Source organism: Sphingomonas populi (assembly GCF_004208535.1).
GTDB classification, from domain to species: Bacteria; Pseudomonadota; Alphaproteobacteria; order Sphingomonadales; family Sphingomonadaceae; genus Sphingomonas; species Sphingomonas populi.
This window is the reverse complement of record NZ_SGIS01000040.1, coordinates 1-12,921: the sequence shown is the minus strand read 5'-3', so window position 1 is coordinate 12,921 and position 12,921 is coordinate 1. Positions and strand designations below refer to the sequence as shown.

Annotated in this window: 11 protein-coding genes; 4 read left to right on the top strand and 7 right to left on the bottom strand. The window is 62.1% G+C overall.

The window, feature by feature from the left end; translation table 11 throughout:
• Positions 1-13 precede the first annotated feature (13 nt).
• Positions 14-1,015 (top strand): zinc-dependent alcohol dehydrogenase family protein, encoded by a 1,002-nt coding sequence (locus EWE75_RS19880; protein ID WP_130159850.1) that lies wholly within the window; start codon positions 14-16, stop codon positions 1,013-1,015.
• 418 nt (positions 1,016-1,433) lie between these two features.
• On the opposite strand, the gene EWE75_RS19875 is transcribed toward EWE75_RS19880, so the two are convergent.
• The 7 genes from EWE75_RS19875 to EWE75_RS19845 form a co-directional block, all read right to left on the bottom strand.
• The gene (locus EWE75_RS19875) at positions 1,434-2,975 is read right to left on the bottom strand and encodes a DHA2 family efflux MFS transporter permease subunit (RefSeq protein ID WP_130159849.1); all 1,542 of its coding nucleotides are present in this window, start codon (positions 2,973-2,975) and stop codon (positions 1,434-1,436) included.
• A gap of 13 nt (positions 2,976-2,988) precedes the next feature.
• Positions 2,989-4,140: an HlyD family secretion protein gene (locus EWE75_RS19870; protein WP_130159848.1), complete on the bottom strand. Its 1,152-nt coding sequence runs from the start codon at positions 4,138-4,140 to the stop codon at positions 2,989-2,991.
• 10 nt (positions 4,141-4,150) lie between these two features.
• Complete coding sequence (locus EWE75_RS19865) at positions 4,151-5,566, bottom strand: efflux transporter outer membrane subunit (protein ID WP_130159847.1); 1,416 nt, start codon at positions 5,564-5,566, stop codon at positions 4,151-4,153.
• Positions 5,559-5,978: a hypothetical protein gene (locus EWE75_RS19860; protein ID WP_130159846.1), complete on the bottom strand. Its 420-nt coding sequence runs from the start codon at positions 5,976-5,978 to the stop codon at positions 5,559-5,561. The genes EWE75_RS19865 and EWE75_RS19860 overlap by 8 nt, the downstream gene beginning before the upstream one ends.
• A gap of 156 nt (positions 5,979-6,134) precedes the next feature.
• Positions 6,135-7,001 (bottom strand): AraC family transcriptional regulator, encoded by an 867-nt coding sequence (locus tag EWE75_RS19855; protein WP_130159845.1) that lies wholly within the window; start codon positions 6,999-7,001, stop codon positions 6,135-6,137.
• A 159-nt stretch (positions 7,002-7,160) separates the two neighbouring features.
• Positions 7,161-7,559: a hypothetical protein gene (locus tag EWE75_RS19850; protein WP_130159844.1), complete on the bottom strand. Its 399-nt coding sequence runs from the start codon at positions 7,557-7,559 to the stop codon at positions 7,161-7,163.
• 54 nt (positions 7,560-7,613) lie between these two features.
• Positions 7,614-9,608 carry a TonB-dependent receptor gene (locus EWE75_RS19845; protein ID WP_282432719.1) on the bottom strand — a complete coding sequence of 665 codons (1,995 nt, stop codon included), beginning with the start codon at positions 9,606-9,608 and terminating at the stop codon, positions 7,614-7,616.
• Between the two features lie 550 nt (positions 9,609-10,158).
• On the opposite strand from EWE75_RS19845, the gene trbJ reads away from it, so the two are divergent.
• The 3 genes from trbJ to trbF form a co-directional block, all read left to right on the top strand.
• Entirely contained in the window at positions 10,159-11,013 is an 855-nt protein-coding gene (gene trbJ / locus EWE75_RS19840) for a P-type conjugative transfer protein TrbJ (protein ID WP_345789395.1), read from the top strand.
• The gene (trbL, locus tag EWE75_RS19835) at positions 11,010-12,308 is read left to right on the top strand and encodes a P-type conjugative transfer protein TrbL (protein ID WP_130159842.1); all 1,299 of its coding nucleotides are present in this window, start codon (positions 11,010-11,012) and stop codon (positions 12,306-12,308) included. Before trbJ ends, trbL begins: the two co-directional genes overlap by 4 nt.
• Before the next feature lie 3 nt (positions 12,309-12,311).
• On the top strand, positions 12,312-12,921 hold a 610-nt coding region (trbF, locus tag EWE75_RS19830; protein ID WP_130159841.1), incomplete at its 3' end, for a conjugal transfer protein TrbF.

Genomic DNA, 12,921 nt, shown 5'->3' with positions numbered 1-12,921 from the left:
CCGGAGCTTTATTATGACGATAGTACGCGTAGCCCGAATCCATGGTTTCGGCGGCACCGATATGATCCGGATCGACGAGATGGAGGTTCCGGCTCCGCGTGCTGGTGAGGTTCGATTGCGGATGAAGGCGCATGGCGTGGTCCGTGGTGACATCCTGCGTCGCTATGGACTCTACCCTGCGCAGCCACAGCCGCCGCTGATCTTCGGGTTTGAAGGCGTTGGTGAGATCGAGAGCCTCGGCGCCGAGGTTTCCGGCTTTGCGATCGGTGACATGGTCGGCGTTCTGCCCGTACCTTCCGCGCAATATGGCGTGTGCGGCGAACTGGCGGTCATCGACGCCAGCCAGCTTGTCCCCCACCCTGCGGGGGTTTCGCTGGAAAAGGGTGCGGCGCTGTGGTCCAGCTATCTGACCGCTTATAATGGTCTCGTCTTTGACGGCGGCCTGCGCGCCGGCGAGCCCGTGGTCATCACGGCAGGTTCAAGCGCGGTCGGCATCGCTGCTATTCAGATCGCGCGGAAGATCGGCGCCATCCCGATCGCCGTGACACGCGGCGCGGACAAGGTCGAGCGGATCCGAAGCTTTGGGGCGGAACACGTCATCGTCACGGATACATGCGACGACCTCGCCGCCGAGATCAAAACGCTGACCGGCGGCCAGGGCCTGCGCATCGCCTTTGACGCCGTGGGTGGATCACAGTTGCTCAGCCTGATCGAAGCCATGCAGACGAACGGAATTGTCGTCAATTACGGCATGCTCGATCCGACCCCTATTGAACTGTCGCTCGCTACCTTGCTCACCAAAGCCATCACTTTGCGGGGATCCAATCTTACCCACGTCCTGCTGGATCCGATCAAGCGCCAGACGGCGATTGATTTCGTTTCAGAGGGTGTCGAGCAAGGACCGCTGGACCCGCCAGTCGAAGCGGTTTTCGCTTTTGACCAGATCGGTGCGGCGCACGAGCTCGTTGAGACGAACACGACAGCCGGAAAAGTCGTCGTCCGCATATCCCTTTGAGCTGAAGCGGCGGTGCAATTCATCGATGACCTTCGCGGCCAGCGTGGATTGACCCGACCTGCCAAGCGTGTTGCTCATTGACTGCAAACAGGTGAAACCCGTCCGTCAGATTCCGACGTAACCTGTCGCTCATGCGCCGGCGTCGAAACGGCGTAATTTGGTCTACGGTCGTCAGAGGCGAACGCCAGATCGTGGGACGGAGCCGACGTTCGTGAGCATTGGCGGGGATGACGGGTTTCGGGTGCAGCGGCCGTTCGTGGGATGCTGATGGCGTGCTCAAGAGCCAGCCAGTCTAGCCGACGACGGTCCGATGGCTCTGCGGGTGCACACAGGCGAAAAGCGGTCGCAATCCCAGGACTACCTATTGGCGCCGGGAAGGAACGTCCTCGGCTGAGCCTATCGTTCCAATAACCCCGCCTCAATGCCCACCGCTCGTATCGATCGGACCTTTCGGCTTCGGTGCCAGCCAGATTAACACCCCGGTGAAGGCAAAGCACAACGCTACCGCAGCGAACATGTTGAGTGTGGCGAGCATCACGCTCTGGCTTTCGACGACATTGCTCAGCAAGGTCGTCGCCGTTTCCGTCGATAGGCCCGATGCAACCATCGCCTCGATGGTGGAGGACCCCTGTTGCATGGCGCCGACCAGTTCGGAGTGATTGACCCGTGCAGCGTTGGTCCAGCCCGTCTGGACCAGCGACGCGGCGAAGGCAGCGGTGAGCGTGCGCAGAAAATTGGAGATGCCGGCGGCATCGGCCTGTTCGTGCGGTTCGACGCTGGCGATGCACAAGCCAGTCACGGGAATGAAGAACATCATGAGGAAAGGACCGGTCAGCAACATCGGCCAGGCCATCTGCAGAAAGGTCATATCGGGCGTGAAGCCGGTGCGCCAAAGCGAGATGAGCCCCATCCCGGCAATCCCGGTCGAGATGATCAACCGCACATCCATTTTGGCGGCGGCAGCACCGATGGCCGGTGAGGCTAGCACCGCGAATATGCCCATTATGCCGGTTGCATAGCCGGCCCAGGTCGCGGTGTAGCCCATGTTCTGCTGGAGCCAGAGCGGAATAAGGACGACAGTCGCGAAATAGGCGCCGAAGCCCAGTGCATAGGTGACGGACGCGACGACGAAACCGCGATGGCGAAAGACGCGCAGGTTCACGATCGGGTGTTTTGCGGTCAGCTCCCAGATCAGGAACGAAATGAAGCCGATTGCCGCAACAACGGCCATTACGCGGATCTCGGTCGCCGCGAACCAGTCGCGATTGCGCCCCTCGTCGAGTACGATCTGGAGCGATGCGACCCAGATGACGAGGAGGACGAGGCCGACCAGGTCGATTGGCGATCGGGCCGTCTCCTCGCGCCGTCCCCGCAGCAGATAGAAAAGACCTGCCGCGCCGGCGGCTGCCACGGGCACGTTGAGAAAGAATATCCACTCCCAGCCGACGTTGTCGGAAATGACGCCCCCCAAGATGGGTCCGGCAATCGGCGCAACCGTGGTGGTCATCGCCCAGACGATGGTTGCGAGAGTCGCCTTTTCGGCGGGAAAGATCCGCAGCAACAGGGTCAGCGACAGGGGTATGATCATGCCGCCGGCAAGACCCAGCAGAACCCGACCCGCAATCAGCATATCGAGCGAGCGGGACAGGCCGCATAGCAATGAAAAGCTGCCAAAGGCTATAAAGGCCGAGATGAACACCCTCTGCTCGCCGAAGCGCCGAGCCAGGAAGCCCGCCAGCGGTACAGTGATGGCGTCGGCGACGGCATAGGAGGTGATGACCCAGGTCGCCTCCGTCACCGACACGCCGAGCGAGCCGGCAATGTGCGGGATCGACACATTGGCGATGGTCGTGTCGAGCACGACAAGGAAATTACCCAGCCCGATCAGCAGCGCGGCAAGAATGAGGGTCGCGCCGGTGAGCGGCCTCGCCATATTTGGCTTGGCGACAATGTCCGTCATATCCAGGTTCCGCTTAGTTCGAGAGATCCACGGTGGCGTTCATCGACAGTCCGACCCGCAGCGGATGTTGGGCCAGTTCCTTCGGATCGAGCGTGATCCGCACGGGCAGGCGCTGAACCACCTTGATCCAGTTGCCTGTGGCGTTCTGGGCGGGAACCACCGCGAAGGCAGCGCCGGTTCCGCCCGAAAAGCCGATGACGCGGCCGTGATATTCGACATCGCCGCCGTAGAGATCGGAGGTTAGGGTGACGCGCTGGCCCGGCGCAACGCGGGCGAGTTGCCCTTCCTTGAAGTTGGCATCGACGAATGCGGCCTGGACAGGCACCACCACCATCATCGTCGCGCCTGCCTGGACGCGCTGCCCGACCTGCACCTGACGACGCGAAACGATGCCGTCGACCGGCGCCCGCACCACCGTGCGATCGAGGTCCACCCGCGCCTGATCGCGTGCTGCGCGCGCAGCGAGCACTTCCGGATTGGCGTCGGGAGTGGCGTCCGCAATCATGGCGCGATTGGCGTCGCGACTGCCGATTGCCGATGTCCGATTGGCCTGCGCCAGCGCATTCTCGGCCTGTGCTACCTTCAGGTTTGCCGTGGCCGTGCTGTAAGCGTTGCGCGCGATGGTCAGTTCGTCGCCGGAGACGGAGCCTGACGCCGCAAGTGATTCGCGACGGTCGAGATCAATCTTCGCCTTGGCGAGATCGGCGCGCGCCGCGACCAGCCGCGCGTCGGCGCGTGCCTGATCGGCACCGCGCGCCATCACCTGAGCACCTAGGCCGCTATCGGTCGCGAGGAGCCCGCGAACCCGGCGTTCAGTCAGCGCAAGCTCGGCTTCGGCACGCGCGAGCGAGAGGCGGGCGTCCGTGTCGTCGAGTCGCACGAGAACGTCACCGCGCTTCACCCGCTGAGCCTCGTCGACCAGCACCTCACGCACCGGGCCACCGATCAGCGGCGTCACCTGGGCGACGTTGGCGCCAACATAGGCATTTTCGGTCGAGACGTGCCGCGACGCGATAAAATGGACGTACGCCCAATAGAGAATGCCGAGGCCAACCACCGCTATTGCAAGAATCGCGAACAACTTGCGGCGCTTGGCTTTCACGGCGGCGTCATTCGGCTCATCGACAGCCAATGGAACGGAAGCTGTGAGGGTTTCGGTGGACATGGGAGATCCTTCAGGAACGGAAGCCGCCGCCGAGCGCGCGGATGAGGGCCACATTGAGGACGAACCTGCGATTGCGGAGCGTGGCGAGGTTGCGTCGAGTGTCGATCAGGCCGTCTTCGGCCACAAGCACATCGAGAGACGTGGAAAGGCCGCCGCGGTAGCGATTGTTCGCAACGGTCCAGGCCGCGGTCGCGGCGCGTTCGGCTTCATCGGCTCTGGTTATGCGTTCGGTGAGCGCACGTTCGCTTGCGGCCGCATCAGCAACTTCGCGCAGAGCCTGGGTGAGCGCGCCGTCATATTCGGCGACGGCACCGCGATAGTCGGCTTCAGCAGCGCGATAGGCGCCTTTCAGCCGTCCCCCGTCGAAGATCGGCAGGCTGATTGCTGGACCGACTGTGCCGAAGGCAGAGCCTGACTTTACGAGACTCCCAATGCCGATGGACTGAAGTCCGATCAGCCCGGCAAGGTTGATATTAGGATAGAAAGCAGCGCGCGCCTCCTTGATCCGGCTTGCGGCCGCCTGTGCTCGCAGCCGCGCGGCGATGACGTCGGGACGGCGTCCGATGAGGTCGGCCGGCAAGTCGGCGGGAAGACCGAAGTCCTCCGTCGTACGTGCGGTCGGGCGCACGATGGACAGCCCCCTGTCCGGTCCCGCGCCGAGCAGCGCGGCGATCCGATTGCGCATGAGCGAAACGGTCTCGTTAAGAGCGGCAAGCTCTCCCTGAGAGGAGGCAAGCGCCGAGCGCGCCCGCTCGACAGCACCGGCATTTTCAAGGCCCTGGGCCCGTCGCCCATCCATCAATTCGACGGTGCGTCGCCGGACCTCGACCGCGCGACGCGCTGCATCGGTTTGCGCGAAAAGATCGGCGAGATCGGCATAGGCTTCCGCAATACCGCACGATATTACCAGGCGTGCCGCCGCCGCCTCAGCCTGGGCGGCTCCAGCATCTGAACGTGCGGCAGCAAGTGCAGCCCGGTTTCGGCCCCAGAAATCCAGCTCCCAATCAAGCCGAACCGTCGCCTGGCCATAGTCTTTCCAGCCTTGGGGCGCGATCGCTTGCGGGATGAGATAGGTGTAGCTTTGCTTGGTTCCGCCAATCTCCCCATTTGCCTGAAGCGACGGCAGCAGTCGGCTGCGCGCTTCTCCCACCAGCGCGTCGGCCCGTTCGAACCGTGCTTGCGCGACGCGCAGATCGGTCGCAGTCGCCAGGCCTTCTTCGATCAGCGCCGTGAGCTGCGGGTCGTCGAAGCTCACCCACCAACGATCTGACGGCCAGGATGTCTCGGGCGCTGCCAGACTGGCGGTGCTTGCGAAGGCGCTGGCCGGGCGCATCGTCGGCATCGCGCCTTGTTTCGGCAGCGCGGCGCAGCTGGCGATCAGCGGCACTGCCAAACCGAGCGGCGTCCAGATGATTCCCCTACGCATCGGGCTGCTCCGCCTCGATTTGGGCGGGCTGCTCACCTGCGAGCAGCCGTGCGGCAATGCCCTCGGCTTCCGCTTCGGAAGCCGAGACGAGGATCGGATAGCCCCAGAATTTTTGAAAGACAGGAGCCGAGGTCTTGGCGAGGAAGCGTTTTGCCGGGCTGGGCTCGACATACACCATTGCCCGGACATAGGTATGAAGTGCCTCACGGTTGCGCTTCATCCACAGCGTCAACCGCTTTCGTTCCTCATTCGAGTGGACGTGATCAGCTTCTGCGCCAAGCCCGATCAATACAAAGCGCTGCTTACGTTCCAGAAGATCTCCGAAAATCTGAAAGCTGGCTTCATCGCCTCTGTCGTCGACGCTGTTGTAGTGCATCCGCACTATCGGAAATTGTGTGTCATCAACCAGCATGGCCTGAATCCAATATTTTCATCATTCCAAACCTTCATAGGTTCTTCATGTCACTTTGGATTTTGCTCGTCAGGCAGATGATTTATCGAAACCGCCAATCTTTGAAGTCCGTGCGGACTTCTGGCGATCGTCGGCCAGATTAGGTGAGGCCGAGCATCACAGGCCCAGCGCGCGCTGAGCGTCCATCATCGTGGTGATGAGTCTGGGCTTGCTCTGTTGCGGTGTCACCGGGGGCGCCGCATTCCGCCGCGCGGCCAGATACTGCCCCGGTGGCTGCCCCATCACCTTCTTGAACATCGTGATGAAGGCGCTCGCGCTTTCATACCCGAGATCGAACGAGACGGTCTGCACCGACGCGCCTTCGGTCAAGCGCTCGATCGCAAACATCACTTGGAACTGCTGGCGCCACCGTCCGAAGTTCATGCCGGTCTGGCTCATGAGGAGCCTGAACAGGCTCCGCTCGCTCATGGCGACGATTCTGGCCCATTCCCCGATCGTCGTGCGATTGGCGGGATCGGACGACAGGGCCTTGGCGATGGTTCGCAATCGTGGGTCGGCGGGCATTGGCAGATGGAGACTTCCCACGCGCGCGCGCTCGAGCTGGTCGAGCATGGTCTGAATGAGACGGCCGTCAGCGCCGTCGACATCATAAAGTGACGGGAGGCGGGACACGGCGATCAGCAATTCGCGCAGCAGCGGCCCGGTCGAGAAAGTGCTGCACTCCGCGGGCAGATTGCAGGCGAGCTCGGGATCGATGAAGAGGGTATAAATCTCAAGGTCGCCGACACAGCGCACGCTGTGCTCCATGTCGCCAGGGATCCACAGCGCACACTGCCGTGGAACCATCCACAGACCGTGTGCCACCTCGCAGGTGATGAGGCCACGGACCGCCAGGATGAGTTGTGCCTTGCGGTGCTGATGCGGCGGTTGCTCGAAACCTTCAGTGAAGAGCTCCATCCCCACCGCCGAAACCGGCCGGGGAATCTCCGCAGGCTCAAAAACCTCGTAATCGTCGCTCTGCATTGTTCTGATCCACCTGGGGGCAACCTTCAAACTGCCACCAATGCTTCTCCAGTGCGAACGATTCGCAATTGGGTGGCGGAACTGCGAAGCATTTTGGCAATATCGTTAAATAAGGCAAAGCGACAGGCCCTTGGCCGCTACGCATAGGCACGGTCGCATTCAGTTCGAGCGAAGGTGCCGCCACGACAGGATCAGCGCGACGGCACCCGGAAGCGTGATTGCCAGTATTTCCAAGACGACGAGATGGCTGCCGTCTCGCAAGCCATCCGTAACGCCGCCGAGCGTGTTCATGATGACAAGGAGACCGCCCAGGACGAGCATGGTCCAGTCGGACGCGCGCCTTCCGACAAGCGCAAGCAACGGGGGAACAATCCAGAAACCGTAGTAAATGGATACTGCCAGCAAGGCGGCGGGGCCGAACGTGATGGCTTGTAACCTCCCGCCGCTTTCGATGTAAGCGTTCAGATAAGAGAAGCACTGGATCGTAACGAAGATCGCGGCGCCGACCGATGGGACAAGCCACGCGAGTGCGAGTTCAACAGGGTTCTTTTTGATCACTTCAACGCTCCAATCCGGCAGGGGCGGCTGTGCCGACGTTCGACATGTTCGTGTTCAAAAGCTTTTGGTGAGCCCGAGCCCGGCGATGCGGCCCGGTCCGACCGCGACGGTTTCGACGCCCAAGAACAGTGAACCGAACGTTTCGGCGCGTTGGTCGAGAAGATTGCGCCCAAAGGCATAGATCTCCAGGCTATTCGCGTCGTTCTTCCACCCGACCCGCATGTTCACGATGTGATAAGGCTTCAGATCAAACGAGTCGTCGATATCCGCAGGACGGCTCCCGGTGAATTGATACTGCGCCCCGAGGGACAACGAACCCGGCAGATCCAGGGCGCTGGCTGACCTGTTATATTGCAGCCCGGTCGTGACGGTCCATTTCGGCGTGTTGGGTACCCCGTTCCCCGCGACGGTGTTGGTGGTGGCACCATTGGCTCCAAGCTCGCTGTGCGTGTAGCCGACGCCGCCCGTCACGGTCAGCCCCTGTGTGAGGAGCATACGGCCCTGCAGTTCGAAGCCACTGGTGTCGTAATCCTGATAGGTCGTGCCGAACGTTCCCAGCGCAGGATCAAGGAAGGTCATAACGCCATTCTTGATCGCGTTGTGATAGACGCTGGCATCGAGTTCAAGACGATGATCGACCAGGCTGGCTTTGATGCCTGCCTCATAAGTCCAGCCGGTTCCCGCCGGATAGGGGTCGGCCACGACGCCGTTCACCGGATACCCAAACAGCGGATAGACGCGCGTGGCGTTGCCTCGCGCCAGCGAGACATACGTGCGTACGTCATCCGACCATTTATAAGCCAGCGCCATTCGGCCTGTCGGATAGGTCTGCGCGGTCGAGTTCGAACCTGTCAGGTCGGCGATATCCCGCGAGTTTCGGCGCTTCAGTTCGATGTCGTCATGGTTCAACCGGCCGCCGATCGAAAACTCCCATCGCTGCGCAAACGGAATTGAGACGTCACCGAACAGGCCGAGGGTGGTGCTGTCGAGGCGCGTATCCATTGTAATGGTGTCGAAGTAAGGCGCGGGGGCGCACTGCGCGCTGACGCATGTGCGGTTCCCGTCGGTACGCGCGGCGCTGGCGCCGACAACCCAGCGGACCGGATCGCCATCGCGCGAATTCAGGCGGAGCTCCTGGGTAAATATGTCCTCTTTATCGTCGAGGCGCCCGCGCGCACTGAAGGCCGGAAATCCAAGCTGGTCGTAAAGCAGCTTGTCGGCATTGTCGGTCTCGCTCTGCATTTCATTGTGCTGATACGCGCTGACGGAGGTGACCCTGAAAGCGCTGAATTCATGCTCGACGGTCAGCGTGGCACCGCCCTGGGTTGCCACCGACTTCGGTTCGGTCAGGGTTCCGCTGATTGGAAATCGTGCGGTATTGCGCACGAGGTAGAAAGGGGCGTTGCCTTCATCCCGAAGGTAGTTGCCGGTAAGCGTGATCTTCGTATTGTCGATCCCGGTAAAGCGCAGCCCGCCCCGAAATGCCGCTATGTCGCGCTTGCCGAGGTCATCGGTGAACACGCTGCGGATGTCACCATCCTGATGACCGAAACGCACGGCCATACGTCCATCGAGCGTATCCGGGATGATATTGCCGCCCAGAACCAACTCACCCACGCGATACCCGTTCGAGCCAATCTCGCTGGTCATATGGAGATCGCGCCTCCCGTCCGGCTGATTGGTAACGACATTGATGGCGCCGCCCAGGGCATTGCTGCCCCATAGCGTCCCCTGCGGACCGCGCATGACCTCAACCCGATTGACGTCGAGGAGAAGGTTTGAGGCGCTCATCAAACTGTTCGGCACACCGTCGATACTAAAGGCAACAGTGCCATCGGAAAAGTTGACGGGCGTTCCGAGCGAACTCACGCCGCGAATGGAGAAAAACTGCTGCCCTGCGGCCCTGTTGATCCACTGCACATTTGGCGAATTGCGGACGATGGCTGCGCCGGGATCGAAGGGGGCAGCCATCAGGTTTTCGCGGGAAACTACGGTGATGCTTTCAGGGACTGTTTGGAGATCCTCATTGGTCTTTCTAGCCGTGACCACTATAGTATCTAGAGCCGTAACGCCGCTCTGTGCGTTGGTTTCGATAGGCTTTGTCTGTACCGACACTGTTTGCGCCACTGCGACATGGCCCCACCCCGAAACAAGGAACGTCGCGAGAAAATATATCGGGCGCGCCGAGCGCTTATGAGGATTCGAATGCGTCACTTGCCACCATCCTGCATGAACCGCGGTCAGCAAATGCTAATGACCCGCATTAACGCTTTCATAGGTGGGAAACAGCGGAGCAGGATTTCGCCGTTCCGCCAGTCTGTATGTCAATACGGCCAGATTGCGATTGCCCAATACCAATTAAGCGATGGCGCCGTGTCCGGATTCGCCACTACCGGTCGTAGGACGCAGCGCCGGAACGGCGTAAGTTGGTCGGGAGCAGCCGGTGACCGGTGGGCACGTTGCGAATATGCCTTACTCCGGGTGAGGCACTCTTGGGATTGATGTCACCCAATTGACACCCACTGTCGCCAGAGAGGTTATCCCGCCGACTCACCAATTCGTCGACCTTCAAGGCTCCCCCAAATTGAGGAGTCTGTCCGTGCGCATTCCTTTCATATCTACACGCAAATATCTGATCGCTGGCGCGCTCGGCGTTGGCAGCGTCGGCTCCCTCGTCATGGGCCTGACCATGACCGCGACACCCGCGCGGGCGCAGTTCACCGTGTTCGATCCGAGCAACTACAGCCAGAACCTGCTGACCGCCGCGCGCACCCTCCAGCAGATCAACAACCAGATCCAGTCGCTCCAGAACGAAGCGAACATGCTTATCAACCAAGCGAAGAATCTGACCCGGATCGACTTCCCGGAGCTGCAGGCGCTCAAGCAGACGCTGCAGCAGGTCGACCAGTTGATGGGCCAGGCGCAAGGCATCCAGTTTCGCGTTTCCGGTCTCGACCAGCAGTTCCGCCAGCTTTTCCCGCAAAGCTTCTCGTCCGCGCTCCGCACCAACGATCAGGTCATCGCGGCCCGCACGCGACTCGACACCGCGATGTCCGCCTACCGGCACACCATGACCGTACAGGCGCAGGTCGCTGAGAATGTCGCGTCGGACACGCAGACGTTGGCATCGCTCGTTGCCAAAAGCCAAGGCGCCGAGGGATCGCTGCAGGTCAGCCAAGCCACCAACCAGTTACTCGCGCTGACCGCCAAGCAGCAGTTCCAAATCCAGACCATGATGGCCGCGCAATATCGTGCCGAGACGATCGAGCGTGCGCGGCAAGCGCAGGCCCAGATCGACGCGCAGGCCGCTACACGCAAGTCCTCGGTTCCGGCACCGCCTACACCCCCCGTTAGGCGCACCGGACGGCGGGGTGGGAAGATGCACCCCACGCATCTTCACCTCCCCCTGCCCCGCCCGACGGCCTCTCTCATTTCGCAGGACATGGCCTCGTGAACGATCTCAACGTCATCGACCGCTTTATGCAGGCGTTCATCACCTACATCGACGCCGGGTTCGGGCTGCTCGGCCGTGATGTTCGCTTCCTGACCGTGACCCTGATCGGGATCGATATCACACTGGCCGGGCTGTTCTGGGCTCTTGGCGGCGACGACAATGTCATGGGCCGGTTCATCAAGAAGATCCTGTACGTCGGCGCGTTCGCGTTCATCCTCAACAGCTTCTCGACGCTCTCTGGCATCATCTTCCGATCGTTTACCCAAGCCGGTCTGACTGCCGGCGGCGGCACGCTGACGGCGGCCGATCTCCTGAAACCCGGCCGCTTGGCGGGCACCGGCTTCTCGGCGGCTTGGCCGCTGCTTCAGCAAGTCTCACAACTGATGGGGTTCACAACCTTCTTCGACAATTTCCTGACGATCGCGGTGCTGCTGTTTGCTTGGGTAATCGTGATCATCACCTTCTTCATCCTTGCCGTGCAGATGTTCGTGACGATCATCGAGTTCAAGCTGACCTCGCTGGCCGGCTTCATTCTGGTGCCATTCTCGCTGTGGAACCGCACCAACTTCCTTGCCGAACGCGTGCTCGGCAATGTCGTGTCGTCCGGTATCAAGGTCATGGTGCTCGCCGTGATCGTCGGCATCGGCTCGAACTTCTTCACCGAGTTCACTGCGGCGCTCCAAGGCCAGGAACCCGACATCGGCCAGGCGATGAGCCTGATGCTCGCCAGCCTCACGATCTTCGGCCTCGGCATATTCGGTCCCAGCATCGCATCCGGCCTTGTCGCTGGTGCGCCACAGCTCGGCGCCGGCGCGGCGCTCGGCACCACGGCCGGCGCGGCGGGCATCACTATGCTCGCGGGCGGTGCTGTCGCTGGCGGTGCCAGCGCGCTTAGTGGTGCCGTGCTTGGCGCTGTCCGGGCGGGCACCTCGATGGGCTCGGCGGCATCGACGGCATACGGCCTCGGCAAGGAAGCCGCACCGACCCCGACCATGACGGCGGGCCTCGGCGGTGTCGCGCGCGCCGCAGGCAACGCCGCGCGCGAACGCACCTCCAGTGCCCTTGGCCTTGGCGAGGCCGCCTCGCGAGGGCGCACCGCCGCGTGGAATGCGTTCCATCGCACCAGCAGCGGTGATCCCGCTCCAAGCCCCGGCAGCGACGGTGCTCCCGCATGGGCACGCGCCATGCGCGGCCAACAGACCGCTCGGCATCACCGCCAGGTCGCACTGCACGCCATCCAGCAGGGCGATCGCAGCGGCGCCTCCGCCACCCCCGACATCACGGAAAGGGACTGATTCATGATCTTCAAACGGACTGTCCAGCGATATGGACGAACTCCTGAACCCGAGACGCCGTATCAAAGCGCCGGCCAGGTCTGGGACGAGCGGATCGGGTCCGCTCGCGTGCAAGCGCGCAACTGGCGACTGATGGCGTTCGGCTGTCTCGCGTTGACCGGCGGCCTTTCGTCCGGCCTCGTCTGGCAATCGTCTCAAAGCCGCGTCACACCCTATATCGTCGAGGTCGATCGGCTCGGTGAGGCCCGTGCCGTCACCAAGGCCGAGGCGGGCTATCATCCGACCGATCCTCAGATTACTTGGCACCTCTCGCGCTTCATCTCGAACGTCCGTGGCCGTTCGCTTGATCCGGTGCTGGTTCGCCAGGACTGGCTCGAAGCCTATGATTTCACGACCAAGCGCGGCAGCCAGTTCCTCGGCGTCTATGCACGCGCCGCCGATCCCTTCGCCGATATCGGCGAGCGGACCGTGTCGGTCCAGGTCACCAGCGTGGTGCGAGCATCGGACCGCTCGTTTCAGGTCAAGTGGACCGAGACCGCCTATGAGCGTGGCACCGAGGCGGGAACGTCGCGCTGGACCGCGATCCTCACGATCGTGATCAAGCCACCGAGCG

Coding starts and splice junctions, on each gene's coding strand:
- EWE75_RS19880 (WP_130159850.1), top strand. CDS start 14: ATGACGATAGTACGCGTAGCCCGAATCCATGGTTTCGGCGGCACCGAT.
- EWE75_RS19875 (WP_130159849.1), bottom strand. CDS start 2,975: ATGACGGACATTGTCGCCAAGCCAAATATGGCGAGGCCGCTCACCGGC.
- EWE75_RS19870 (WP_130159848.1), bottom strand. CDS start 4,140: ATGTCCACCGAAACCCTCACAGCTTCCGTTCCATTGGCTGTCGATGAG.
- EWE75_RS19865 (WP_130159847.1), bottom strand. CDS start 5,566: ATGCGTAGGGGAATCATCTGGACGCCGCTCGGTTTGGCAGTGCCGCTG.
- EWE75_RS19860 (WP_130159846.1), bottom strand. CDS start 5,978: ATGCTGGTTGATGACACACAATTTCCGATAGTGCGGATGCACTACAAC.
- EWE75_RS19855 (WP_130159845.1), bottom strand. CDS start 7,001: ATGCAGAGCGACGATTACGAGGTTTTTGAGCCTGCGGAGATTCCCCGG.